This is a genomic window from Streptomyces sp. NPDC050856 (genome assembly GCF_040653855.1).
GTDB lineage: Bacteria > Actinomycetota > Actinomycetes > Streptomycetales > Streptomycetaceae > Streptomyces.
Map to the genome: position 1 here is coordinate 137174 of NZ_JBFAGV010000006.1, position 23823 is coordinate 160996.

General features: G+C 71.6%; 22 protein-coding genes and 5 tRNA genes. 17 read left to right on the forward strand and 10 right to left on the reverse strand.

The genetic code is table 11. The features are described from left to right. From AB0H53_RS08150 to AB0H53_RS08170, 5 genes are all read right to left on the reverse strand, one after another. Complete coding sequence (locus AB0H53_RS08150) at positions 1-3258, reverse strand: nitrate- and nitrite sensing domain-containing protein (RefSeq protein ID WP_362108780.1); 3258 nt, start codon at positions 3256-3258, stop codon at positions 1-3. Positions 3259-3598: 340 nt separating this feature from the next. Beyond that, a complete protein-coding gene (locus AB0H53_RS08155; protein ID WP_362108782.1) occupies positions 3599-4180 on the reverse strand; it encodes an ATP/GTP-binding protein in 582 nt (193 codons plus the stop codon). Next, complete coding sequence (locus tag AB0H53_RS08160; RefSeq protein ID WP_362108784.1) at positions 4161-4568, reverse strand: DUF742 domain-containing protein; 408 nt, start codon at positions 4566-4568, stop codon at positions 4161-4163. The genes AB0H53_RS08155 and AB0H53_RS08160 overlap by 20 nt, the downstream gene beginning before the upstream one ends. A 118-nt stretch (positions 4569-4686) precedes the next feature. Then, complete coding sequence (locus AB0H53_RS08165) at positions 4687-5100, reverse strand: roadblock/LC7 domain-containing protein (RefSeq protein WP_067164664.1); 414 nt, start codon at positions 5098-5100, stop codon at positions 4687-4689. A gap of 9 nt (positions 5101-5109) precedes the next feature. Further along, the gene (locus AB0H53_RS08170; protein WP_362108786.1) at positions 5110-8787 is read right to left on the reverse strand and encodes a nitrate- and nitrite sensing domain-containing protein; all 3678 of its coding nucleotides are present in this window, start codon (positions 8785-8787) and stop codon (positions 5110-5112) included. A 604-nt stretch (positions 8788-9391) separates the two neighbouring features. On the opposite strand from AB0H53_RS08170, the gene AB0H53_RS08175 reads away from it, so the two are divergent. The 10 genes from AB0H53_RS08175 (at position 9392) to AB0H53_RS08220 (ending at position 14203) form a co-directional block, all read left to right on the forward strand. Continuing rightward, positions 9392-9577, forward strand: coding sequence for a hypothetical protein (locus AB0H53_RS08175; protein WP_362108788.1), 186 nt, complete (start codon positions 9392-9394; stop codon positions 9575-9577). 90 nt (positions 9578-9667) lie between these two features. Then, positions 9668-10474, forward strand: a complete 807-nt coding sequence (locus AB0H53_RS08180) for a fumarylacetoacetate hydrolase family protein (protein ID WP_362108790.1) — start codon at positions 9668-9670, stop codon at positions 10472-10474. Then, positions 10467-11945, forward strand: a complete 1479-nt coding sequence (gene gltX / locus AB0H53_RS08185) for a glutamate--tRNA ligase (protein WP_362108792.1) — start codon at positions 10467-10469, stop codon at positions 11943-11945. The genes AB0H53_RS08180 and gltX overlap by 8 nt, the downstream gene beginning before the upstream one ends. Positions 11946-12115: 170 nt before the next feature. Next, positions 12116-12793: a DUF4241 domain-containing protein gene (locus AB0H53_RS08190; protein WP_362108793.1), complete on the forward strand. Its 678-nt coding sequence runs from the start codon at positions 12116-12118 to the stop codon at positions 12791-12793. Positions 12794-12896: 103 nt separating this feature from the next. Continuing rightward, complete coding sequence (locus AB0H53_RS08195; RefSeq protein ID WP_362108795.1) at positions 12897-13628, forward strand: HAD family hydrolase; 732 nt, start codon at positions 12897-12899, stop codon at positions 13626-13628. A 93-nt stretch (positions 13629-13721) separates the two neighbouring features. Continuing rightward, positions 13722-13793, forward strand: a tRNA-Gln gene (locus AB0H53_RS08200). 21 nt (positions 13794-13814) lie between these two features. Further along, a tRNA-Glu gene (locus tag AB0H53_RS08205) sits at positions 13815-13887 on the forward strand. 60 nt (positions 13888-13947) lie between these two features. Continuing rightward, positions 13948-14020 (forward strand) — tRNA-Glu (locus tag AB0H53_RS08210). 16 nt (positions 14021-14036) lie between these two features. Then, a tRNA-Gln gene (locus tag AB0H53_RS08215) sits at positions 14037-14108 on the forward strand. A gap of 19 nt (positions 14109-14127) precedes the next feature. Then, positions 14128-14203, forward strand: a tRNA-Glu gene (locus AB0H53_RS08220). 118 nt (positions 14204-14321) lie between these two features. On the opposite strand, the gene ndgR is transcribed toward AB0H53_RS08220, so the two are convergent. Next, on the reverse strand, positions 14322-15038 hold the full coding sequence (gene ndgR, locus AB0H53_RS08225) for an IclR family transcriptional regulator NdgR (RefSeq protein WP_026278050.1): 717 nt from the start codon (positions 15036-15038) through the stop codon (positions 14322-14324). A 179-nt stretch (positions 15039-15217) separates the two neighbouring features. Here ndgR and leuC point away from each other — a divergent pair, with 179 nt between their 5' ends. The 4 genes from leuC (at position 15218) to AB0H53_RS08245 (ending at position 18731) form a co-directional block, all read left to right on the forward strand. Beyond that, positions 15218-16642 (forward strand): 3-isopropylmalate dehydratase large subunit, encoded by a 1425-nt coding sequence (gene leuC, locus AB0H53_RS08230; RefSeq protein ID WP_362108798.1) that lies wholly within the window; start codon positions 15218-15220, stop codon positions 16640-16642. Positions 16643-16647: 5 nt separating this feature from the next. After that, positions 16648-17241: a 3-isopropylmalate dehydratase small subunit gene (gene leuD / locus AB0H53_RS08235; RefSeq protein ID WP_362108800.1), complete on the forward strand. Its 594-nt coding sequence runs from the start codon at positions 16648-16650 to the stop codon at positions 17239-17241. Between the two features lie 393 nt (positions 17242-17634). Beyond that, positions 17635-17862, forward strand: a complete 228-nt coding sequence (locus AB0H53_RS08240) for a hypothetical protein (protein ID WP_362108802.1) — start codon at positions 17635-17637, stop codon at positions 17860-17862. 143 nt (positions 17863-18005) lie between these two features. Further along, positions 18006-18731, forward strand: coding sequence for an HU family DNA-binding protein (locus tag AB0H53_RS08245; RefSeq protein WP_362108804.1), 726 nt, complete (start codon positions 18006-18008; stop codon positions 18729-18731). 85 nt (positions 18732-18816) lie between these two features. Here AB0H53_RS08245 and AB0H53_RS08250 read toward each other — a convergent pair whose 3' ends face one another. Continuing rightward, positions 18817-19020 carry a hypothetical protein gene (locus tag AB0H53_RS08250; RefSeq protein WP_362108806.1) on the reverse strand — a complete coding sequence of 68 codons (204 nt, stop codon included), beginning with the start codon at positions 19018-19020 and terminating at the stop codon, positions 18817-18819. Between the two features lie 86 nt (positions 19021-19106). Next, positions 19107-19799, reverse strand: coding sequence for a 2-phospho-L-lactate guanylyltransferase (gene cofC, locus AB0H53_RS08255; RefSeq protein WP_362108808.1), 693 nt, complete (start codon positions 19797-19799; stop codon positions 19107-19109). 158 nt (positions 19800-19957) lie between these two features. Here cofC and AB0H53_RS08260 point away from each other — a divergent pair, with 158 nt between their 5' ends. The 3 genes from AB0H53_RS08260 (at position 19958) to AB0H53_RS08270 (ending at position 23031) form a co-directional block, all read left to right on the forward strand. Further along, on the forward strand, positions 19958-20710 hold the full coding sequence (locus AB0H53_RS08260; protein ID WP_362108810.1) for a lysophospholipid acyltransferase family protein: 753 nt from the start codon (positions 19958-19960) through the stop codon (positions 20708-20710). After that, positions 20707-21735: an NAD(P)H-dependent glycerol-3-phosphate dehydrogenase gene (locus tag AB0H53_RS08265; protein WP_362108812.1), complete on the forward strand. Its 1029-nt coding sequence runs from the start codon at positions 20707-20709 to the stop codon at positions 21733-21735. The genes AB0H53_RS08260 and AB0H53_RS08265 overlap by 4 nt, the downstream gene beginning before the upstream one ends. A 147-nt stretch (positions 21736-21882) precedes the next feature. Continuing rightward, on the forward strand, positions 21883-23031 hold the full coding sequence (locus AB0H53_RS08270; RefSeq protein ID WP_362108814.1) for a D-alanine--D-alanine ligase family protein: 1149 nt from the start codon (positions 21883-21885) through the stop codon (positions 23029-23031). 20 nt (positions 23032-23051) lie between these two features. Here the strand turns inward: AB0H53_RS08270 and AB0H53_RS08275 are convergent, their stop codons facing one another. Both AB0H53_RS08275 and AB0H53_RS08280 read right to left on the reverse strand, forming a co-directional pair. Beyond that, positions 23052-23531: a DUF3515 domain-containing protein gene (locus AB0H53_RS08275; RefSeq protein WP_362109051.1), complete on the reverse strand. Its 480-nt coding sequence runs from the start codon at positions 23529-23531 to the stop codon at positions 23052-23054. 23 nt (positions 23532-23554) lie between these two features. Further along, positions 23555-23788 carry an Lrp/AsnC ligand binding domain-containing protein gene (locus AB0H53_RS08280; RefSeq protein ID WP_362108816.1) on the reverse strand — a complete coding sequence of 78 codons (234 nt, stop codon included), beginning with the start codon at positions 23786-23788 and terminating at the stop codon, positions 23555-23557. Positions 23789-23823: the final 35 nt, after the last annotated feature.

Below are 23823 nucleotides of genomic sequence, written 5' to 3' on the forward strand. Positions count from 1 at the left end.
CTAACGCTCCTGGTTGTAGGTACTACCCGGGCCGAGGCCCGATCCGTTCGTGTCCGTTCCCGCGCTGCGTCCCTGCTGGACACCGCGCCGCAGGTTGCTCAACCTGCCACGCACGTCCTCCGGGGCGCGGGAGACCTGGGGGCCGCCCTGCGGGGTCTGCTCCGCGGTGCCCTCGACCAAATTGGCCTTGGGCACCCGCCGCGGCAGTCCGGACGGGGTGACTCCGCCGGCCTTCGGCTCGCGGAGCTTCTCGGCCCGCTGCCAGCGCTCGTCGTTCGTCGAGCGCCGGTCCTCGGAGCCGCCCGCCTCGCCCTGCGGGGCCTGCCCGGCCGACTGGTCCTGCCCGGCCGGCCGGTCCCGGCGGACCGACGGGTCCGGCCGGTCCTGCTGGACGGCCGGCTGCCGTGCCTGCGGGGCCTGCGGCTGCTCCGGCCGCGGGTCCTGCTGGCGGCTGCCGCGGCGCGGCAGACCGGCGTCGGTCAGCTGGTGGCTGGCGTTCGGGGTGGGACCCGGACGGTCGAAGCCTACGCGGTCCTGAGCGTTCGTGGGAGCGCTCGGGGCAGATTCCGATTCGGCCGGGTACTCCGACTCGAAACCGCCGCCGTACGAGCCCTGTTCGGCCCACTCGCCCTGGTGGGGCTGGTGAGCGTACGGGTCGTCGTACGACTGCTGCTGGGGCTCCTGAGACGGAAAGCCGGATTCCGCATAGGTCGGCTCAGCGTACTCGCCGGTCGGGTACCGCTCGGCGGCGTACTCCGTACCACCGTACTGCTCGGCGGGGTAACCGCCGTAGCCGGCCTGCTGCTCATAGCCGCCGTCGGCGTACGCCGTCTGCGGGTCGTACTGCTGCCCCTGCTGCTGACCGTAGGCGGCCTGCGGCTGCTGCTGGGACTGGTCGACCTCGTCGCGGAACAGCGGCCGCTCGGTGTCCTGGGACCCCTGCGTGCCCTGCATCTGGGCGCCCAGCGCCGCGCGGCGCTCCTCGCGGAGCCGGGAGCGCTTCACCGAGTCCAGCGGCGCGTCCGGGGACGGCTGATCGTACGCGGAGTCGTCGAAGCCCAGCTCCGCCGCCGTACGCAGCGGGGCGGACTCGTAGGACTGCTGCTCCGGGATGATCGAGGAGACGGTGAAGTCGTCCTCCAGGGACGGGTCGCCGCCGCCGCCGTGGGTGATCGCGTCCGGCAGCATGACCAGTGAGGTCGTACCGGCCTGCTCGCCCGAGGGGCGCAGCTGGACCCGGATCCCGTGCCGTCCGGCGAGCCGGCCGACCACGAACAGGCCCATGCGCTGCGAGATCGCGGCGTCCACCGTCGGCGGGTTGGCCAGCTTGTGGTTGATGTCGGCGAAGTCCTCGGCGGTCAGGCCGATGCCCTTGTCGTGGATCTCGACCATCACCCGGCCGTCGGGCAGCCGCGTCGCGGTCACCCGCACCTTGGTCTGCGGCGAGGAGAACGTGGTGGCGTTCTCCAGCAGCTCGGCGAGCAGGTGCACGAGGTCGGTCACGGCCTGGCCGTGGATGTCCGTCTCGGGTACGCCGGTGAGCTCGATGCGCTCGTACGACTCCACCTCCGAGGAGGCGGCCCGCAGCACGTCCACCAGCGGCACCGGCTGGTTCCAGCGGCGGCCCGGCTCCTCACCGGCCAGGACCAGCAGGTTCTCGCCGTTGCGCCGCATACGGGTGGCCAGGTGGTCGAGCTTGAAGAGGTTCTCCAGCTGGTCCGGGTCCGCCTCGTTGTTCTCCAGCTCGGTGATCAGGGTCAACTGGCCCTCGATCAGCGACTGGTTGCGCTGCGACAGGTTGGTGAAGATCGCGTTGACGTTGCCCCGGAGCATGGCCTGCTCGGCGGCGAGCCGGACGGCCTCGCGGTGGACCTGGTCGAAGGCCCGGGCGACCTCGCCGATCTCGTCCTGGGTGTTGATCGGGATCGGCCGCACCCGGGTGTCGACCCGGCCGGGGTCGGTACGGGAGAGCTGGTCGACCAGCATCGGCAGGCGCTGCTCGGCGATGCCCAGCGCGGCGGCGCGCAGCTCGCGCATCGAACGGCTCATCTGGCGGGCCATCATCGCGGCCAGGATGAACGCGGCGCCCAGGGCGATCACGACGATGGCGCCGTTGACGATGGCGTCGGTCCGGGCGTCCGCGGAGATCTCGGCGGCCTCGTTCACCGCCTTGGTGACGAGCTCGTCCTCGATCTCGCTGTAGCCATCGAACTTGGCGGTCGCCGCGCGCATCCAGGTGTCGGGAGTGACGTTCTGGCTCGCCAGGTCCTTGACGGCGTCGGCGTCCTTGCTCTTGCCGATCGCGGCCGCCATGCCGTTGTAGACGGAGCCCTTCGCGTCGGTGGGCACCTTGAGGTTGGCCACCCGGAGCTGTTCGGCACCTTCCTTGGCCTTGCGCCCCATGACCTCCTTCAGCCGCGCCTCGTCCTCGGCGGTACCACCGGAGATGTACTCGCCGATGGCGATCCGCTCCAGGTAGCTGTACGAGTTGAAGGCGACGGACTGCTGGGCGAAGACCGCGTCGTCCCGGCTCGGCCTGACCAGCAGGTGGGTACCGATCGAGCGCTGCAGCGACCCGGCGGCCTTGGCGAGCTGGACGGCGTAGACCGTACGGCCGTAGCTGGTGATGTTGCCGGTGCCCAGGCCCAGCTCGTTGGAGAACTCCATCAGCACGTGCTGGATGGTGACGTAGTCCTCTTCGGTCTGCACCGGGTCCTTGGCCTTGGAGTAGGCCGTCTCGCGAAGCTGCTCCAGGTCCGGCTCGGTCTGCCGGAAGAGCTTCAGGCGGCGCTCCAGACCCTCCTTGGCCGGCATGTCCTCCACGGCCGCGTCGAACTTCCGCTTGGCGGCGTCGGTGGCGGCGTACGCGTTGGTGACCTCGGTGGCCTTGTCATCGCCCTTCAGCTTGTGCTCGGCGGTGAGGTCCCGCTCGTTGAGCAGCGCCTGGCCGTACTCGGAGGCGGCCCGCACGATCAGCGCCGTCCGCTCGGCGTCCTGCGCCTCGCGCCAGGTGTCGATCGAGGCCTTGACCTGGAAGCCGCCCATGACGAGGCCGACCAGCACGGGTATGAGGAGAATGGCGTTCAGCTTGGTGGGCACCCGCCAGTTGCGCGGGGACAGCCGGCCCGGGCTGCCGGCGGCAACGGGTCCGGCCGGTTCCGGCCCGGACGTATCGGCAGGCGGCACCGCTGTGCGCGCGGGCGGGGTGAAGTTGCCCCGCGCCTGCTGCTCCGCGGCGCTGTTCTTGCTTCGCCTCACTCGACCAACAACCTCTCGGCGCCGGCACCTGATTGTGCCGTTTTTCTGTTCTGGGCCGTACTACTCGGGAGTTCGTCGCATTGCAGCACGTAAAGCGGTCGCGTTCCAAACAGCGAGATCCGCCCGGCGCCGACTCCCCAGCCGCCAGATAAAACGGGCATAAAGAGCGAGCCCCACCAAATGGCGGGGCTCATGTGAGCGCAGTGGCACCACACGGCTGCGGGTCGTGTCCGCTCCGGCGCAATTCTCTGTCGAAACGTTATGAACCGCGGCGGGGGACCGTGTCACAGGACACACTCCCCCTCTCCGCGCCGCGATGGCAACTGCCCAGTGCCGTCCTTTACTTGAGCCGGGCCATGAGGGCGTGTTCGACGAGGGTGATGAGGGCGCTCTTGGCGTCGGCGCGGTGGCGGGCGTCGGTGGTGATGATGGGGGTGTCGGGGCCGATCTGGAGTGCTTCGCGTACTTCTTCGGGGGTGTAGGGCTGGTGTCCGTCGAAGCCGTTGAGGGCGATGACGAAGGGCAGGCCGCTGTTCTCGAAGTAGTCGACCGCGGGGAAGCAGTCGGCGAGGCGGCGGGTGTCGACGAGGACGACGGCGCCGATGGCGCCGCGTACGAGGTCGTCCCACATGAACCAGAAGCGGTCCTGTCCGGGGGTGCCGAACAGGTAGAGGATGAGGTCCTGGTCCAGGGTGATGCGGCCGAAGTCCATGGCCACGGTGGTGGTGGTCTTGTCCCCGGTGTGGGTGAGGTCGTCGATGCCGGCCGACGCGGACGTCATGACGGCCTCGGTACGCAGCGGGTTGATCTCCGAGACGGCGCCGACGAACGTGGTCTTGCCCACGCCGAAGCCGCCCGCCACCACGATCTTCGCGCTGGTGGTCGAGCGGGCCGCCCCGCCGCTAGAGCTTGCGAAGTCCACTGAGCACCCTTTCGAGCAGTGTCACGTCCGGCGTGCCGCCGGCCTCTCCGTTGCCCGGCTGGTGGATCGCCACCATGCCCGCCTCCGCCAGGTCGGCCACGAGGATCCGGGCCACCCCCAGCGGCATCGACAGCAGCGCGGAGACCTCCGCCACCGACTTCACCTCACGGCACAGGTGGCAGATGCGCTGGTGCTCCGGCAGCAGCCCGGCCAGGAGCGCCGGGTCGGCCGTGGTGGACACCAGCGCCTCGATGGCGAGCTGGTACCGCGGCCGGGTCCGGCCGCCGGTCATGGCGTACGGCCGGACCAGCGGCTGATCGCCTTCCAGTCCGTACGAGGCGTCCATGGAGACACCGTACGGATCGTGAGAGGCGGGGGGCGGGGTCATGAATCCTCCGGGCGTGACAGCAGGTGGTCGGTTTGCCGTCTGACTGGGCCGGTGGGGGGCCGGTTGGGGCGGCCGACGGTGAACAGGGCGGAAGGGCGGTGCGGAGGGGCGTGCCGGCTCAGTGGAGCAGACTGCCCTGGAGCTCGGCGCGGAGGTCGGGGGTCAGGACACTGCCGGCGCGGTCGACCAGCAGGGCCATCTCGTAGCCGACCAGGCCGATGTCGCACTCCGGGTGGGCGAGGACGGCCAGCGAGGAACCGTCCGAGACCGACATGAGGAAGAGGAAGCCGCGCTCCATCTCCACCACGGTCTGGGCGACCGTGCCCCCCTCGAAGATCCGGGACGCGCCCGCGGTCAGCGAGGTCAGTCCGGACGCCACGGCCGCGAGCTGGTCGGCGCGGTCGCGGGGGAAACCTTCGGACATGGCCAGCAGCAGTCCGTCGGCGGAGACCACCACTGTGTGGGACACCCCGGGGGTGTTGTCCACGAAGTTGGTGATCAACCAGTTCAGATTCTGTGCGGCCTGGCTCATCGGGCTCAACTAACGCTCCTGCTGGTGAGTGGGGCCGATATTGAAGCTGCCCGTGGTGGAGCCGCCCGCCTGACGTCCCTGCTGGATACCCCGGCGCAGGTTGGTCAGCCGGCCGCGCACGTCGTCGGGCGCGCGAGACACCTGCGGCCCGGACTGCGGGGTCGACTCCTGCGCCGTGCCCGGCACCAGATTGGCGCGCGGGACCCGGCGGGGCAGGCCCGAGGTGGTGACGCCGCCCGCGGCGGGCTTGCGGACCCGCTCGGCCTGGCGTACCAGCTCGTCGTTGGGGGTGGGGCGCCACGAACCGGTCGTCGAGGCCGGGTCGGTGCCCTCCTGTCCGGGCTGCGGCTGCCGCACCGGAGCGGAACGCTCCGGAGCCGGCTGCCGGGGCACGGCAGGGATCTGCGAAGTCTGGTCCTGCGGGACGAATCCGCCTCGCTGGGACTGCTGCTGGGCCTGGTGGCCCTGGGGAGCCGGTCCGCCCTGCTGGTCCGGGCCGCCGCCCTCGCCGTGGAACCAGTTGGTCTCCAGCGTGTCGTACAGCGGCGTCCGGCCGTCTCCGGGGCCCGCCGGAGGCAGTGCCTCGGGCGGGGCCTGCGGCGCGCCGAAGTCCGGGCGCTGGAACTGGGCCGTGGAGGCCGGGTCGGGGTGCGGGGCCCCGAAGTCCGGCCGGGCGAACTCGGCGGTGGAGTCCGGCTCGTCGTGGCCGCGCGGCGCGTCCAGCGGGGTGTGCTGCTGCGGCGGTACGGGAGCCTGCTCGCCGCCCCAGCCGGTGGCCGCGGGGCGCTGCTGCTGCGAGGGCTGCTGCGGGGCCGGCTGCTGCTGCGCCGACTGGAGGGGACCGCCGGGAAGTTCGGCGCGCGGGGCGCCCGAGGGAGGCAGCTGCTGCTTGTGCCGACCGGGCTGCCGGCCGCGTCCGCCCCGCCGGCCGGGCTCGCCCGGCTGCCGGGAGTCGGTGCCCGGCTGGGCGGGGGAGTTCTGCCAGACGTCCGAGCGCGTGGGGATACCGCCGGGCGCGGCGGTGCCGGCACCCTGCTCGGCGCGGTCGGCCGGGGCGCCGAAGGCACCCGCGGGACCGGCGCCCTGGCGCTGCGGGTCCTGCGGCTGCCCGGGCCGGCCGGGGCCCTGCCGGCCCTGGCCCGGACCCTGCTGGCCCTGGCCCGGACCCTGCTGCTGTCCCTGGCCCTGCTGGGCGTGCTGGCCCTGGCGGGCGGGACGGCCGCCCTGCGGCGCGCCCTGCGGGCCACCAGGGCGCCCGGCGGCGTCGTCCCGGCCGGGCAGCGCGGCCCGGGGGCCGGTACCCGCGCCCATCTGGCCGCGGGCCGCGCCGGCGCCACCACCGGAACCGAGAGCGGCGGCCAGGCCGCCACCGTGCCGTCCCGTGGACGCGCCGCCGGGGCCACCGCCCAGACCGGGGCGGCCGCCGCCACCGACCGCGCCGGGACCGCCGGTCAGCAGGCCACCGGGGGCCTGGGCACCCTGCGGCATGGCGCCCTGGCCACCGGGGCCGGGCTTGCCGGGGACCTTCTTGCCGCCCTGGGCGACGTCCACCGGGAGCATGACCAGCGCGGTCGTGCCGCCCGAGTCGGACGGGCGGAGCTGGATCCGGATGCCGTGCCGCAGCGACAGGCGGCCGACCACGAACAGACCCATGCGCCGGGAGACCGACACGTCCACGGTGGGCGGCGAGGCGAGCCGCTCGTTGATCGCGGCCAGGTCCTCGGGGGAGAGGCCGATACCGGTGTCGTGGATCTCGACGAGCACCCGCCCGTCGGGCAGCGCGTGACCGGTGACCCGCACCTTGGTCTGCGGCGAGGAGAACGAGGTGGCGTTCTCCAGCAGCTCGGCGAGCAGGTGCACGAGGTCGTTGACGACCCGGCCGGCGACCTCGGTCGTCGGCACGGAGGAGAGCTCGATGCGCTCGTACTGCTCCACCTCGGAGGCGGCGGCACGGAGCACGTCGACCAGCGGCACGGGCCGGGTCCACCGGCGCCCCGGCTCCTCACCGGCGAGAACGAGCAGGTTCTCACCGTTACGGCGCATACGGGTGGCCAGGTGGTCGAGCTTGAACAGCGAGGAGAGCTGGTCCGGGTCGGCCTCACGGGACTCCAGCTCGGAGATCAGCGAGAGCTGACGCTGGATGAGGCCCTGCGAGCGCCGCGAGAGGTTGGTGAACATCGCGTTGACGTTGCCCCGCAGCAGGGCCTGCTCGGCGGCGAGGCGGACCGCCTCGCGGTGCACGTCGTCGAAGGCCGTGGCCACCTGGCCGATCTCGTCCCGGGAGTTCAGGCCGACCGACACCACGGAGGTGTCGACGTCCTGCGGGTCGGACTCGGACAGCTGGCGGACCAGCTCGGGCAGCCGCTCCTGGGCGACCTTGGTCGCGGTGTCCTGCAGCCGGCGCAGCGAACGGATCATGGACCGGGACACCACGAAGGCGCCGACGAGGGAGACGCCGAGCACCAGCAGGATCAGCGCACCGTTGATGATCGCGTCGCGCTGCGACTCCTGGCGCAGCTCACGGGCCTTGCTCTCCATCTCGCCCAGCAGGGTGAGCTCGATGGTCTTCATGGCCTGGATCTTGGTGTCGTCCTTGTCGGTCCAGTCCAGGTAGCTGCGCTTCTCCTCGTCCTTCATGCCGTCCGGGTCGTTGAGCACCCGGTCGGCGTACTTGTCGGCAGCCGTGATCGAGGGGTTGTCGCTGTTGAGCGGGGCCAGCAGCTCGGTGGCGTCGCCACCGGTGGAGGCGTAGATCGTCTGGAAGGCCGACAGCGAGGAGTTCTCGTTGGTGCGCGCCGACTGACCGTAGAGGCGGTCGTTCGGGTTGAGCGTGCCCTGCTCCTTGTCGGTCTTGGGCAGGGCGGCGGCGATCACCGCGCGCTGGATGGAGGCGTACTCCTTGGCGGACGAGAACGCCGCCAGCGCGCGGGTGCGCTTGATCATGTCGGGGTTGCTGGTCGCCTGCGCCATGTCCTGCGAGAGGCTGAGCAGCGACTCGATCAACTGGTTGTAGCGCTCGATCGTCTGGGACCGCTGCACGCCCGGCGCGTACGCGCCCTTGCGGATCTCCGCGAGGGTGACGACCTGGCTGGCGATCTGGTTGACGTTCGAACGGATGCTCTGCAGCGCCTCGTTGCCCTGGGTGTCCCCGATGCCCTCGGTCGCGGCGAGGAAGGCCCGCTGGGCCCGGTCGGCGTCCTTGCGGGGCGCCTGGACCTTGAAGTCGGAGGTGTCCGCGCGGTTGGCCAGCGGACCCGCCGTCAGGTCGCGCTCCTGCTGGAGCGCGTGGGCGAGGTCGGTGGCCTCCTTGGTCAGCTGCGTGAGCAGCTGCATGTGGTCCAGCTGCTCCATGTCGTTCATGGACTCGTTGATACGCAGTCCGCCCAGCGTGGTGGCGGCGACCACGGGAAGCGCGAGCAGGGCGACCAGGCGGGTGCTGATGCGCCAGTTGCGCAGGGCTATTCGCGAGCCGGCGTCGGGGGGACCCGCGGGCTTCGGTTCGGCCGCGGCGTCCGGGCCGCCGGAGGGCGGCGCGCCGGCGCGCCCGCCGCGCTCACCACCGTCGGCGGGAGCCGCCGGTCCGGTGCTCTGGGCGTGCTGGGGCGAGGAGCCGCGGTCGTTCCCGCCGCGCGGCTCCTGCTGCGCCGCAGCTTCCCCGCGGCTCTGGCGGGCCTGGGGAGACCCCATGCCATCCCTCTTGAAACGTCCCTGCACTAGCGTCGCAACCTCTGGACCAGGCGTCCCTCCGCGTGAACGGACAGGACGGTGTCGGTGTCGTGGAGCGCGAACGCGCTCCATGGGTGGTCGTGAAGTGACCGGCGCGGCTTCCCCTCTCCCGCCGCTGTGACGGCGCTGCGTTGCGCCCTGCGCGCCGGCCTGAAACCGCGGCGGTGCGTGGAATTCCAGCACAGTGCCGGATCTCCAACAAGGGCGGCGCCGGACACCCCCCTCCCTGTCACACCATGTGAGTACCGGCTCACCTCCCGTAGAAGGTGATCAGGGAGGAATCGGACTTTCGCCTACGAGTCGCTCAGGGGTGTGGGGTGTCCCAGTCGCCATGATCAGGAGCGGAATGCAGGGTTCGGCTACCCAATGTCCGTTTTCATTGGTCGGACCGCCCGCCCGAAATGCCAGTTTTGCCCACCTAGTGGTGAGGAAACTCACACGTAGATCGGGGCCGGTTACCGGTTTTCGCGGGGAATCGAGTGTTTAGCCTGACGCTTTACAGAGATGGGAAAACCGTCCACCAGGCGCCCGTCCGGCGCCCGTACCGCGAGGTCTGAAGCCACCGATGAAGACGACGATGACGATCCGCAGCATCGCCAACCCCCGCCGCACGACCCTGGTGAACCTGGCCGACGCCGGAGAGCTGGACCGGGGCGCGAACCCGGAGCACTCGGCCGACCTCCCCGCCCGTACCGCCAACCCCCGCCGCACGACCCTGATCGACGCGCCCGTGGCGGTGCCTTCCGCCTGAGGCCCGCCCGCGCTCGCCGGAGCGGGCGCCGGGCCGCGTTAGCCTGGGGCGTCAGACTCCAGCCAGCGGAAGTAAGGGGCACGGCATCCCGTGCGCATCGCCAGGTTCTCCATCGACGGCAATGTCGCCTTCGGCGCGGTCGAGGGCTCCAGCGCCCCCGGCGCTGAGGGCGACCTCGTCCTCGACATCATCAAGGGTATTCCGTACACCGACTTCGAGCTCAGCGGGACCAAGGTCCCGCTGAGCAAGGTCCGGCTCCTGCCCCCCGTCCTGCCCAACAAGGTCGTGGCCATCGGCCGCAACTACGCGGAGCACGCCGCCGAGCTCGGCAACACCGTCCTCGACGACCGGGGCCGCCTGGAGGCCCCCGTCGCCTTCTTCAAGCCCACCACCTCGGTGATCGGCTCCGGTGACGCCATCGAGTACCCCTCCTTCTCCCAGGAGCTGCACCACGAGGCGGAGCTGGCCGTCGTCATCGGCCGCATGTGCCGCGAGGTCCCGCGCGAGCGTGTCAAGGACGTCGTCTTCGGCTACACCTGCGCCAACGACGTCACCGCCCGCGACGTCCAGCGGCGCGAGAAGCAGTGGGCCCGCGCCAAGGGCTTCGACACCTCCTGCCCGCTGGGCCCCTGGGTGGAGACCGACCTCGATCCCGCCGACGTGACCATCCAGTGCACGGTCAACGGCGAGCAGCGCCAGCTCGGCCGTACCAGCGACATGCTGCGCTCCGTCGAGGACCTCATCGTCCACATCACCGAGGCCATGACCCTGCTCCCGGGCGACGTCATCCTCACCGGCACCCCGGCGGGGGTCGGACCGCTCAACGTCGGCGACGAGGTCGCCGTCACCATCGAAGGCATCGGCACTCTCACCAACAAGGTGATCAAGCGTGGCTAACGCGAATTCCCCCCGCGTACGTTTCTGTCCCTCGCCGACCGGCAACCCCCACGTGGGACTGGTCCGCACCGCCCTGTTCAACTGGGCGTTCGCCCGGCACCACCAGGGCGCCATGGTCTTCCGCATCGAGGACACCGACGCGGCCCGCGACTCCGAGGAGTCCTACCGGCAGCTGCTCGACTCGATGCGCTGGCTCGGCCTGGACTGGGACGAGGGCCCCGAGGTGGGCGGCCCCCACGCGCCGTACCGCCAGTCGCAGCGCATGGACATCTACCAGGACGTCGCGGCCAAGCTCCTCGACGGCGGCCACGCCTACCGCTGCTACTGCACCACCGAGGAGCTGGACACCCGTCGCGAGGCCGCCCGCGCCGCCGGCAAGCCGTCCGGCTACGACGGCCACTGCCGCGACCTGTCCGCCGAGCAGGTCGCCGCGTACGAGGCGGAGGGCCGCACCGCGATCGTCCGCTTCCGCATGCCCGACGAGCCGATCACCTTCACCGACCTGGTCCGCGGCGAACTGACCTTCACCCCGGACAACGTCCCGGACTACGGCATCGTCCGCGCCAACGGCGCCCCCCTCTACACGCTCGTCAACCCGGTCGACGACGCGCTGATGGAGATCACCCACGTGCTGCGCGGCGAGGACCTGCTGTCCTCCACCCCGCGCCAGATCGCCCTCTACAAGGCGCTGATCGAGCTGGGCGTGGCCAAGGCGATCCCGGCCTTCGGCCACCTGCCGTACGTGATGGGCGAGGGCAACAAGAAGCTCTCCAAGCGCGACCCGCAGGCGTCCCTGAACGTCTACCGCGAGCGCGGCTTCCTCCCGGAGGGCCTGCTCAACTACCTGTCCCTGCTCGGCTGGTCCTTCTCCGCCGACCAGGACGTCTTCACCATCCCCGAGATGGTGCAGCGGTTCGACATCGCGGACGTCAACGCCAACCCGGCCCGGTTCGACCTGAAGAAGGCCGAGTCGATCAACGCCGACCACATCCGCATGCTGGACGTGAAGGCGTTCGCGGAGGCCTGCGAGCCGTGGCTGCGCGCCCCGCACGCGCCCTGGGCGCCCGAGGACTTCGACCAGGCGGCCTGGGAGGCCATCGCCCCGCACGCCCAGACCCGCCTCACCGTCCTCTCCGACATCACCGCCAACGTGGACTTCCTCTTCCTGCCGGAGCCGGCCGAGGACGAGGCGTCCTGGCAGAAGGCGATGAAGGAGGGCTCCGACGCACTGCTGCGCACGGCGCGCGCCAAGCTGGAGGCGGCGGACTGGAGCAGCCCGGAGTCCCTCAAGGAGGCCGTCCTGGCGGCCGGTGAGGAACACGGCCTCAAGCTCGGCAAGGCCCAGGCCCCGGTCCGCGTCGCGGTCACCGGCCGCACGGTCGGCCTGCCGCTCTTCGAGTCCCTGGAGATCCTGGGCAAGGAGCGCACCCTGACCCGCATCGACGCGGCCCTGGCCAAGCTGGCCGGGTAACCGGGCGGCACGACGCCGTCCCGCGGGGTGGTCACCGGCAGTGCCGGTGACCACCCCGCGCGGTCACGGGCGGGCGCCCCCGGCGGCGGGGCTGGCCCCCGGGCGGTGTCAGTGCCGCTCGCTACGGTGCTGGGCACCACAGCCGTTCACCTCGCGCCCTGGGGGGTCCCATGCCCATGCCCGCTCCCGACCTCGCCCGGATCTTCACCCCGGGTCTGTCCTTCCCGTACGAGTGGGGCGGGACCGGGACCGTGTCCCTCGCGGCCGGCGGGGAGCTGTGGCTTCCCACCGGACGGCTCGTCGCCTGCGACCCGTTCGTGGCACTGGGCAGCGGGGAGGCGGAGCCCTTCACCGCCGCCGTACCGCCCGGGCGGTACCCGGTGGACCTCTCCGTGGTCACGATCACCCGGCCCGGCGAGCCGCCCACGGGCACCCCGCACCGGCGGGTGGCCGCCGCGCGCCTGACCGTCCGGGCCGAACCCCCGGTGAGCTGGGAGCTCGCGCTGGTGCCCGGCCAGGACGCCGCGGAGCTGGCGGACGGCGAGTTCTACGGCTACGGCGTCGACGCCGGCACCGGCTGCTTCTACGACGCGGCGTGCGACGACTCCTTCCCCGCCAGCGAGGACGACGAGGGACCGCTGTGGGACGCCTTCGAGGCGGCCGACTGGGCGCCCGGGCCGTACACGATCACCGACCCGGACACCGGGCACAATGTCGTCGCCTTCTCCTCCGGCTGGGGCGACGGCGCCTATCCGACCTGGGTGGGCCGGACCGCCCGGGGGGACATCGCCTGCTTCGTCACCGACTTCTTCGTCGTACCGCCGGAGTCCGGGCCCGCCCCCGGGTGACCCCGCCCGGCCGGGTCGCCCGGGCCCCCGCCCGCCCGGCCGCGTCGCCCGGTGACCGCCCCGGGCCTGCTGCGGCGGAGGCGCCGGGCGGTACCGTCGGCCCATGCCGAGCCACACGCCGATCCGCGCCGTCCTGTGGGACATCGACGACACGATCTTCGACTACGCGAGCGCCGACCGCGCCGGGATGCTGAACCACCTGCGGGCCGAGGGCCTGGCCGACGGACGCGACTCCGTCGACCAGGCCCTCGACCGCTGGAAGGAGCTGACCGCGCTCCACTGGCGGCGCTTCGAGGCCGGCGGGATCCGCTTCGAGGACCAGCGCCGTGACCGGGTGCGCGACTTCCTCGGGCAGGCGCTGAGCGACGCCGAGGCGGACGCCTGGTTCGGCCGGTACATGAGCCACTACGAAGCGGCATGGGCGCTCTTCCCGGACACGCTGCCCGTCCTGGACGTCCTAGCGGCCGACTACCGCCACGGGGCGCTGTCCAACTCCTCGGTCCACAACCAGGAGCGCAAGCTGCGCGCGCTCGGTGTGCGGGACCGGTTCGAGGTCCTGTTGTGCGCGGCCGAGCTGGGTGTGGCCAAGCCCGACGCCGCCGCCTTCCACGCCGCCTGCCGGGCCCTGGGGCTGCCGCCCGGCCAGGTCGCCTACGTCGGTGACCAGCCGGACATCGACGCGCGGGGCGCCGTCGAGGCCGGGCTCACCGGAATCTGGCTGGACCGGGCGGGCCTGGGCGGACGGCCGGAACTGACCCGGATCACCGACCTGGCCCAGCTCCCGGGCCTGCTGCGCGGCGATACCCGTTTTGGAGCCCCGTCGTCCTTCGGGTAATGTTCTTCCTGCGCCAAGGGGAGCGGGCCGAAAGGCCGGAACCCGGAGGAGCAAACCCGAACAAGATCCCGCTCACACGGGGTTGCGTTTTGGTGGCCTATGGTGTAATTGGCAGCACGACTGATTCTGGTTCAGTTAGTCTAGGTTCGAGTCCTGGTAGGCCAGCTCGCAGAGCTCATCTGCAAAGCCCCCGTTGTGTAGCGGCCTAGCACGCTGCCCTCTCAAGGCAGTAGCGCCGGTTCGAATCCGGTCGGGGGTACAGATCCTTCCCGCGAGGACACCTGGGTCGCACCCACGTTCTCGATGCAGGATCGCTAGGGCCCCCGTTGTGTAGCGGCCTAGCACGCCGCCCTCTCAAGGCGGTAGCGCCGGTTCGAATCCGGTCGGGGGTACTGGTCTAAACCACCATGGGCTATGGTGTAATTGGCAGCACGAGTGATTCTGGTTCATTTAGTCTAGGTTCGAGTCCTGGTAGCCCAGCGCGTCACACAGGATGCATGCCCCCGTTGTGTAGCGGCCTAGCACGCCGCCCTCTCAAGGCGGTAGCGCCGGTTCGAATCCGGTCGGGGGTACCAACGAGAGAAGCCCTCCCCAGCAGGGGAGGGCTTCTTCGTGTGTGTGCGGACGGAACAAGAGCGGCCCACCGCTGCGGCGTTGAAGCGGTGGGCCGGTGCCGGACGCGGGAGTGGACGGTCAGCCGGAGCGGCGCAGGGCCTCCGACAGGCGCGCGGCGGCGTCGATGACCGCCTGGGCGTGCATACGGCCCGGGTGGCGGGTCAGGCGCTCGATCGGTCCGGAGACCGAGACGGCGGCCACCACGCGGTTCGACGGGCCCCGCACCGGCGCCGAGACGGACGCGACGCCCGGCTCGCGCTCGCCGATCGACTGGGCCCAGCCGCGGCGCCGTACGCCCGACAGGGCCGTCGCCGTGAAGCGAGCGCCCTGCAGGCCCCGGTGCAGCCGCTCGGGCTCCTCCCAGGCCATGAGGATCTGGGCGGACGAGCCGGCCTTCATGGTGAGCGTGGAGCCGACCGGCACGGTGTCCCGCAGGCCGGACAGCCGCTCCGCCGCGGCGACGCAGATGCGCATGTCGCCCTGGCGCCGGTAGAGCTGGGCGCTCTCGCCGGTCACGTCACGCAGATGAGTCAGTACGGGTCCGGCCGTGGCCAGCAGGCGGTCCTCGCCCGCGGCGGCGGCGAGCTCCGCCAGCCGGGGGCCCAGGATGAACCTGCCCTGCATGTCCCTCGCCACCATCCGGTGGTGTTCCAGTGCCACGGCCAGCCGGTGGGCCGTGGGCCGTGCGAGCCCGGTCGCCGCGACCAGCCCGGCGAGGGTGGCCGGACCGGACTCCAGGGCGCTCAGTACCAGAGCCGCCTTGTCGAGAACGCCGACGCCGCTAGAGTTGTCCATGCAACGATACTCGCGTCTCACTCTGTGAAACGCAAGTTCAATTTTCCCGGGAACTTGCCACCCTGTAGATGCGGCCCGGCAACGGGTTCGGCCGGCGACGCCCGACACGTGGGACACGGGGCGTGGGCCCCACACATCTCTAGAAGCGCCGGCGCGGTACGCCGGCCGAAGGGAAAGCGATGGGTAGGACACTCGCGGAGAAGGTCTGGGACGACCATGTCGTCCGGCGCGTCGAGGGCGAGCCCGACCTCCTCTACATCGATCTGCACCTGCTGCACGAGGTGACCAGCCCGCAGGCCTTCGACGGTCTCCGCAAGAGCGGCCGGCGGGTGCGGCGGCTGGACCTCACCATCGCGACCGAGGACCACAACACCCCGACCCTCGACATCGACAAGCCGATCGCCGACCCGGTCTCACGTACGCAGTTGGAGACGCTGCGCAAGAACTGCGCGGAGTTCGGGGTCCGCCTGCACCCGCTGGGCGACGTCGAGCAGGGCGTCGTCCACGTCGTGGGGCCGCAGCTCGGCCTGACCCAGCCGGGCACCACCGTGGTGTGCGGTGACTCCCACACCTCCACCCACGGCGCTTTCGGCGCGCTGGCCTTCGGTATCGGCACCTCCCAGGTCGAGCACGTGCTGGCCACCCAGACCCTGCCCATGGCCCGGCCCAGGACCATGGCGATCACGGTCGAGGGCGAGCTGCCCGAGGACGTGACCGCCAAGGACCTGATCCTGGCCGTGATCGCCAGGATCGGCACCGGTGGCGGTCAGGGATACGTCCTGGAGTACCGGGGCCCGGCCATCGAGAAGCTCTCGATGGAGGCGCGGATGACCATCTGCAACATGTCGATCGAGGCCGGTGCCCGCGCGGGCATGATCGCCCCCGACGAGACCACCTTCGCCTACCTCGAGGGCCGCGCCCACGCCCCCGAGGGCGCCGACTGGGACGCGGCGGTCGCCTACTGGAAGACCCTGCGCACCGACGACGACGCGGTCTTCGACGCCGAGGTGGTCATCGACGCCTCCGAGCTGGCGCCCTTCGTCACCTGGGGCACCAACCCCGGCCAGGGCGCGCCGCTTTCGTCCACCGTCCCCGACCCGGCTTCGTACGAAGACGCTTCGGAGCGCCTGGCGGCGGAGAACGCCCTGAAGTACATGGGGCTGAGCGCCGGGCAGCCGCTGCGTGACATCAAGGTCGACACCGTCTTCGTGGGCTCGTGCACCAATGGCCGCATCGAGGACCTGCGGGCCGCCGCTGGGCTGCTGCGGGGCCGCAAAGTCGCCGACGGTGTACGGATGCTGGTGGTGCCCGGTTCGGTCCGCGTGGCCCTGCAGGCGGTCGAGGAGGGCCTGGACGCGGTCTTCAAGCAGGCCGGGGCCGAATGGCGGCACGCCGGTTGCTCGATGTGCCTGGGCATGAACCCCGACCAACTCGCGCCCGGCGAGCGTTCCGCCTCCACCTCCAACCGCAACTTCGAAGGCCGGCAGGGCAAGGGTGGCCGTACCCACCTGGTCTCCCCCCAGGTCGCCGCCGCCACCGCGGTGCTGGGCCACCTGGCCTCGCCCGCCGACCTGTCCGAAGCCCCCGCGACCGCCGGAGTCTGAGCAGCATGGAAGCATTCACCACCCACACCGGCCGGGCCGTCCCGCTGCGCCGCAGCAACGTCGACACCGACCAGATCATCCCCGCGCACTGGCTGAAGAAGGTCACCCGCGACGGTTTCGAGGACGGTCTGTTCGAGGCCTGGCGCAAGGACCCCGACTTCGTCCTCAACCGCCCCGAGCGCCACGGCGCCACCGTCTTGGTCGCCGGACCCGACTTCGGCACCGGCTCCTCACGCGAACACGCCGTGTGGGCGCTGCAGAACTACGGCTTCAAGGCCGTCGTCTCCTCCCGCTTCGCCGACATCTTCCGGGGCAACTCGCTGAAGAACGGCCTGCTCACCGTGGTGCTCCCACAGCCGGTCGTCGACCGGCTGTGGGAGCTGACCGAGGCCGACCCGCAGGCCGAGATCACCGTCGACCTGGTCGCCCGCCAGGTCCGTGCCGAAGGCGTCACCGCCGACTTCGAACTCGACGCCAACGCCCGCTGGCGACTGCTCAACGGCCTGGACGACATCGGCATCACCCTCGCCGACGAACCCGACATCGCCACCTACGAAGCCCGGCGCCCCAGCCACAAACCACGCACGCTCCAGCTCTGAGGGTCCGCCTCGCACGCCGACCCCACGCGCGACCCGGTGCCCCCGGCCGACAGACGGCCGGGGGCACGGCCGTGTGCGGACCCCTCCGGCGGGGCAGCCGGTGCCCAACTCGCAAAAACCAGCGGCGGGAGGATGGCGTGAAAGTGCTCTTGCCGACCGGCCCGATGTCATGCGGGGGGCCATCCGGCTGACACCGTCGGCGGATGACGACACCACCCGTGACGGTGCTCGGGGGAGGGTGGCACGGGCGGCCAACTGGCTTTTGTGGAAAGCGAGTTACCGGTCCGGCGGGGGGCTGCCGGCGGCGTGCCGGGCAGGGCCCACCAGGCCGCCGGGACACGCTAGTTACCCCCTACGGAGGCGACAACTCGCCCCAGATGGCACAATCGGTGCATGGAACGCGACAGCCAACTCGAGCTCTATCAGGCCGTCGCAGCCCGACTGAAAGAAGCGCACTCCCGAGTGCGCGCACTGCAAGTCCCGGAGGGCGTAAGGATGGCGCTGTCCCGGAAGCTGTTGGTCATCACGGCCGCGGCGAAGCACGATCTCGCAGGCGCGGCAAGGCGTCTGGACCGGTTGATGAAGGACCTCGACGAGGGCCGATTCCCTGAAGGCGACTAACACCCGGAACTCCGCAGCGATCCCTCTTCGTTGCGGCACTAGGGTGATTAGCCCGTTTCGTGTTTGATTTGCGGTATATATCTGCCTAACGTGCGAAAAAGCTTGAACACTTTCGTTCCGGCAATGTCTCCGAAGGGGAAGACGTGAACAAGGCGCAGCTCGTAGAAGCGATTGCCGACAAGCTCGGCGGCCGTCAGCCGGCCGCGGACGCCGTCGACGCGGTACTCGACGCGATTGTGCGTGCCGTTGTCGCCGGTGACCGTGTCTCGGTCACCGGATTCGGCTCGTTCGAGAAGGTCGACCGCCCGGCCCGGTACGCCCGTAACCCGCAGACGGGTGAGCGGGTGCGGGTCAAGAAGACCTCCGTGCCGCGCTTCCGTGCCGGTCAGGGCTTCAAGGACCTGGTCAGCGGCTCCAAGAAGCTGCCCAAGGGCGGCGAGGTGGCCGTCAAGAAGGCGCCCAAGGGAAGCCTTTCCGGCCCGCCCCCCACCATTGCCAAGGCCGCGGGCAAGAAGGCCGCCGCCAAGAAGACCTCCGCCGCGGCGGCCAAGAAGGCCACCACCGCCAAGAAGGCCACCCCGGCGAAGAAGGCCACCGGTACCGCGGCGGCGAAGAAGACCACCGGTACCGCGGCGGCCAAGAAGACCACCGGCGGGGCGGCGAAGAAGACCACGGGCGCGGCGGCCAAGAAGACCACCGGCACCGCCGCGGCGAAGAAGACCACCACCACCGGCGCCGCGGCGAAGAAGACCACCGGCACCGCCAAGAAGACCGCGCCGGCGAAGAAGGCCACCGCGAAGAAGGCGCCCGCGAAGAAGACCACGGCGCGCAAGACCACCGCCAAGAAGACCACCGCGCGCGGCAAGTAGGCGGCGCGGAACCACCAGGTCACTCACACGCCGGGCCGGGCTCCCCGAGAGGGAGCCCGGCCCGCGGTGCGCCGCCGGCCGGGCCTCAGAACGTCTGCAGGGTCACCAGTGTGATTCGCAGGGCCGCGCCCTCGCCCTCGGTCTCGATCCGCACCCGCTGCCCGGGCCGCAGCAGCCGCAGTCCGCCCGCGTCGAAGGCCGCCGCGGGGAAGTCCACCGGGGTGCCGTCGTCGAGCAGCACACTCCCGCTGCGTGTGTCCGGGTCGTACGTGTACGCGGTCGCCTGCATGGCCGCCAGCCTATCCGGCGCCCCCGCCCGGCGCTCCGCCCCGTTCCCGCGCACCACACCCCGGCGCCGGGGACACGGCCGGCCGGTCACGCCCGCCCGCCCGCCGGCCGTGTCCCCGGCGCCGCCCAGTGCTCCGCCGTGCGCGGCCCCACGCCCAGCGCCAGCGCCGCCTGAAGGTCCTCACCGGTGTCCACGTCCCGGCGCACCGACGCGACACCGTCCACCAGGATTTCCACCGCGCCCGACAACAAATGGCGCCTTCGTGAGGCGCCGCCGAAAGCGGGGCGCAATTCCACGCCGGGCGCCGCCGACAGCAATGTCGTACCGATTCCGGCGGCATCCGGAAGAAAAGCCCGCGGGTATTTCCCGGCCGCCTCCAGAACCCGGGAGAGTTCCGCCGGGCGCAGTGCCGGGAGGTCGGCGTTCAGTGCCGCGACCGCCGCGTCGGGCCGCCGTGCGCGGACCGCTCCGGCACCGTGGGCCAGCGCGGCGTTGAGCCCCGCCGCCGGCCCGTCCGGCACCGTGCGGGCCCCCAGGGCGCCCAGGGTGAGGGCGGCCACCGGGTCGTCCGTGACGACCGCCACATCCCGGACCGCCGGGCAGGCCAGCGCCGCCGCCACGGTGTCCTGCGCGAAGGCCAGCGCCAGCCGGGGGCGCAGTCCCGGCCCGGCGGCCCGGGCCAGCCTGCTCTTGGCGCGTACAAGGGGTTTCAGCGGGACGACCAGGGACCAGGGGCCGGTCGGGTGGGTGTTCGTGGCGAGCTCTCCGTCCTTGCGCATCGCGCCCATTGTGGCGCGGGGCCCGGGCGGCCCGTCGTGCGACCGCCGCACAGCCAGGCGGGATGGTGTGCGGGGTGGGGCGTACGGTGTTCTCGACAGACCAGGGACCCGGGGCGACACTTGACCCCCGGCGAACCAGTCCAGAGGAAGGTGTCCGAGTGTCCCGCCGCAGAATCGGCTTCTGGTACCGCCTGGCGGCGGTCATCGCAAAACCACCGCTGGTGGTTCTGTTCAAGCGGGATTGGCGGGGAACGGAGCACATTCCGGCCGACGGCGGATTCATCACCGCGATCAACCACAACTCCTACCTCGATCCGCTGTCGTACGCGCACTTCCAGTACAACACCGGACGAGTGCCGCGTTTCCTGGCGAAGGCCGCGCTTTTCAAGGGGTCGTTCGTCGGGACGATGCTGCGCGGTACCGGGCAGATCCCCGTCTACCGCGAGACCACCAACGCGCTGGACGCCTTCCGCGCCGCCGTCGCCGCCATCGAGCGCGGCGAGTGCGTGGCCTTCTACCCCGAGGGCACCCTCACCCGCGACCCGGACATGTGGCCGATGGCCGGCAAGACCGGTGCCGCCCGCGTCGCCCTGCTCACCAAGGTGCCGGTCGTCCCGGTCGCCCAGTGGGGCGCCAACTTGGCGATGCCGCCGTACGCCAAGGAGAACAAGATCCGGCTCTTCCCGCGCAAGACGCTGATCGTGCAGGCCGGCCCGCCCGTGGACCTGACCCGTTTCTACGACCGCGAACCCACCCCCGACGTGCTCCGCGAGGCGACCGAGGCCATCATGGCCGCGATCACCGCGCAGCTGGAGGAAGTACGGGGCGAGAAGGCGCCCGACCAGCCCTACGACCACCGCAAGGCCCGCCTGCAGCAGCGGCGCGGAGCCGCCGGGGAGGAAGCCCGATGACACACCCCGACACGGCGGACCGACCCGTCACGGCAGCCGTCTTCGGCACCGGATCCTGGGGCACGGCCTTCGGCATGGTGCTCGCCGACGCGGGCTGCCGGGTGACCCTCTGGGGCCGCCGCCAGGAACTCGCCGACGCCATCAACACCACACGCGTCAACCCCGACTACTTCCCCGGCACCGAGCTGCCCGCGTCGCTCCGCGCCACCACCGACCCGGCCGAGGCGGCGCGCGACGCCGACTTCACCGTGCTGGCCATCCCCTCCCAGACACTGCGCGCCAACCTCGCCGCGTGGCGGCCGCACCTGGCCCCCGGAACGGTGCTCGTCTCCCTGATGAAGGGGATCGAACTGGGCACCGCCAAGCGGATGAGCGAGGTCGTCGAGGAGGTCGCCGGGGTCGCGGCGGACCGGGTCGCGGTGGTCACCGGACCCAACCTGGCCAAGGAGATCGTGGCCCGGATGCCCGCCGCCGCCGTCGTCGCCTGCCGCGACGAGGCGGTCGCCCAGCGGCTCCAGGCCGCCTGCCACACCCCCTACTTCCGCCCCTACACCAACACCGACGTGGTCGGCTGCGAACTGGGCGGCGCGGTCAAGAACGTGATCGGGCTGGCGGTCGGCATCGCCGACGGGATGGGGCTCGGCGACAACGCCAAGGGCTCCCTCATCACCCGCGGACTCGCCGAGACGACCCGGCTGGGGCTGGCCATGGGCGCCGACCCGCTGACCTTCTCCGGCCTCGCCGGACTCGGTGACCTGGTCGCCACCTGCTCCTCGCCGCTCTCCCGCAACCACACCTTCGGCACCAACCTCGGCAAGGGCATGACGCTGGCGGAGACCATCGCGGTCACCAGGCAGACCGCCGAGGGCGTCAAGTCCTGCCAGTCGGTGCTCGACCTGGCGCGCCGGCACGGGGTCGACATGCCGATCACCGAGACGGTCGTCGACATCGTCCACGAGGGCAAGCCGCCGATGGTGGCGCTCAAGGAGCTGATGTCGCGCAGCGCCAAGCCCGAGCGCCGCTGACCGGAGCCGCCGGGCCCGGGGCCGGCACCGGGCCCCCGGCGCGGGGCCATGGCCGGGCCCCGGCCGGGCACCCGGTCCCGGCCGCTGGCGGCACCGGCGCGCCCGGTCGCTGACGTGGCCAGGACGAGCGGGTACTCTCAACGCGATATGAGCAGCGAGAACCTCCCCACCACCCCTGGGCGCAAGCCGCGCGTGGCCGTCGTCTTCGGCGGGCGCAGCTCCGAGCACGCCATTTCCGTCGTCACGGCCGGCGCCGTCCTGCGCGCCATCGACCGGACGAAGTACGACGTGCTGCCCATCGGCATCACCACCGACGGCCGCTGGGCGCTGACCGCCGACGACCCGGAGCGGATGGCCATCGCCGACCGCGCCCTTCCGAGCGTCGCCGAACTCGCCGAGTCCGACGAGGGCACCGTCGTCCTGTCCGTCGACCCCGCCAACCGCGAGGTCGTCTACAGCGAGCCCGGCTCCGTGCCCAAGGCGCTCGGCGACGTCGACGTCGTCTTCCCGGTGCTGCACGGCCCGTACGGCGAGGACGGCACCCTGCAGGGCCTGCTGGAGCTCTCCGGCGTGCCCTATGTCGGCGCGGGGGTGCTCGCCTCGGCCGTCGGCCAGGACAAGGAGTACATGAAGCGGGTGTTCATCTCCTTCGGGCTGCCGGTCGGCCCGTACGAGGTGATCCGCCCCCGCGAGTGGGAGCAGGACCCCGCCGCCGCCCGCGGGAAGATCGTCGACTTCGCCGGTGAGCACGGCTGGCCGCTCTTCGTGAAGCCCGCCCGGGCCGGCTCCTCGATGGGCATCACCAAGGTCGACGACCTGTCCGGGCTCGACGAGGCCGTCGAGGAGGCCCGCCGCCACGATCCCAAGATCCTGGTGGAGTCGCTGCTGAGCGGCCGGGAGATCGAGTGCGGCGTGCTGGAGTTCGAGGACGGACCCAGGGCCAGCGCCCCGGCCTGGATCCCCCCGGTCACCGACCACGAGTTCTACGACTTCGAGGCCAAGTACATCGACTCGGCCTCCGGCGTGGTGCCCGCCCCGATCACCCCGGAGCAGACCGCCGAGGTGCAGCGGCTCGCCGTCGCCGCGTTCGACGCGGTCTCCTGCGAGGGCCTGGTCCGCGCGGACTTCTTCCTCACCGACGACGGCGAGTTCGTCATCAACGAGGTCAACACCATGCCCGGCTTCACGCCGATCTCGATGTACCCGCGCATGTGGGAGGCGAGCGGCGTCAGCTACCCCGAGCTCATCGACCGGCTCATCGCCGCGGCGCTGCGCCGCCCGACCGGCCTGCGCTGACCCCCGGCGACTCCGGCCCCCTACAGGCTGGACGGAACCGTCTTCCGTACCGGGTCGGCGAAGTCCACCAGCGGGCCGGAGTCGTGCGCGTACCGCTCGCCCAGCGACACCTCCACGTACGCCTTGCGGTACGTGGAGGTGAAGCGGGGTCCGTCGCCCGCGCGCTCCTCCAGCAGCCAGTCCACGCCGTTCACCTCGATCCCCAGCGCCTTGGGGTCGCTCATCCTGGCGGGCCGGGCGACGCCGCAGCGCAGTACGATCGCCCCGTCCCCCCACGCGGCGGTCAGGTCGGAGTCCGGTTCCGGGTCGCTCCGGTCCAGTCCCGCCACGGTCCTGGGCAGTTCCTCGTGCAGAGCGCGGCAGAAGGCGGCTTCCTCCTTCGACGGGCTGGGCGCCGCGACCGACAACCGCGCGCCGGTGCCGGAACAGCCCGCCGCCGCCAGCAGGAGGCCGACGGCGGCGGCGGGCAGGACGGACAGGCGAACGAGCCGGGAAGTCATCACCGGCCTAGGGTAGACGGGGGCTACAGGTGCACGACCGGACAGGTCAGGGTACGCGTGATGCCGTCCACCTGCTGGATCCTGGCGACCACCATGCGGCCGAGCTCGTCGACCGTGTCGGCCTGCGCGCGCACGATCACGTCGTAGGGACCCGTGACGTCCTCGGCCTGGATCACTCCCGGGATCTTGGAGATGGTGTCGGCGACGGTCGACGCCTTGCCCACCTCGGTCTGAATGAGGATGTACGCCTGTACCACGGAACCTCCAGGGCGACCACGAGGATCATGTGTGG

Bases quoted from the DNA above. Each gene is read 5' to 3' on its own strand.
- AB0H53_RS08160 (WP_362108784.1), bottom strand. From the start codon at position 4,568: ATGACCCCGCCCCCCGCCTCTCACGATCCGTACGGTGTCTCCATGGAC.
- AB0H53_RS08165 (WP_067164664.1), bottom strand. From the start codon at position 5,100: ATGAGCCAGGCCGCACAGAATCTGAACTGGTTGATCACCAACTTCGTG.
- AB0H53_RS08170 (WP_362108786.1), bottom strand. From the start codon at position 8,787: ATGGGGTCTCCCCAGGCCCGCCAGAGCCGCGGGGAAGCTGCGGCGCAG.
- AB0H53_RS08175 (WP_362108788.1), top strand. From the start codon at position 9,392: ATGAAGACGACGATGACGATCCGCAGCATCGCCAACCCCCGCCGCACG.
- AB0H53_RS08190 (WP_362108793.1), top strand. From the start codon at position 12,116: ATGCCCATGCCCGCTCCCGACCTCGCCCGGATCTTCACCCCGGGTCTG.
- AB0H53_RS08195 (WP_362108795.1), top strand. From the start codon at position 12,897: ATGCCGAGCCACACGCCGATCCGCGCCGTCCTGTGGGACATCGACGAC.
- ndgR (WP_026278050.1), bottom strand. From the start codon at position 15,038: ATGGACAACTCTAGCGGCGTCGGCGTTCTCGACAAGGCGGCTCTGGTA.
- leuC (WP_362108798.1), top strand. From the start codon at position 15,218: ATGGGTAGGACACTCGCGGAGAAGGTCTGGGACGACCATGTCGTCCGG.
- leuD (WP_362108800.1), top strand. From the start codon at position 16,648: ATGGAAGCATTCACCACCCACACCGGCCGGGCCGTCCCGCTGCGCCGC.
- AB0H53_RS08240 (WP_362108802.1), top strand. From the start codon at position 17,635: ATGGAACGCGACAGCCAACTCGAGCTCTATCAGGCCGTCGCAGCCCGA.
- AB0H53_RS08250 (WP_362108806.1), bottom strand. From the start codon at position 19,020: ATGCAGGCGACCGCGTACACGTACGACCCGGACACACGCAGCGGGAGT.
- cofC (WP_362108808.1), bottom strand. From the start codon at position 19,799: ATGCGCAAGGACGGAGAGCTCGCCACGAACACCCACCCGACCGGCCCC.
- AB0H53_RS08265 (WP_362108812.1), top strand. From the start codon at position 20,707: ATGACACACCCCGACACGGCGGACCGACCCGTCACGGCAGCCGTCTTC.
- AB0H53_RS08270 (WP_362108814.1), top strand. From the start codon at position 21,883: ATGAGCAGCGAGAACCTCCCCACCACCCCTGGGCGCAAGCCGCGCGTG.
- AB0H53_RS08275 (WP_362109051.1), bottom strand. From the start codon at position 23,531: ATGACTTCCCGGCTCGTTCGCCTGTCCGTCCTGCCCGCCGCCGCCGTC.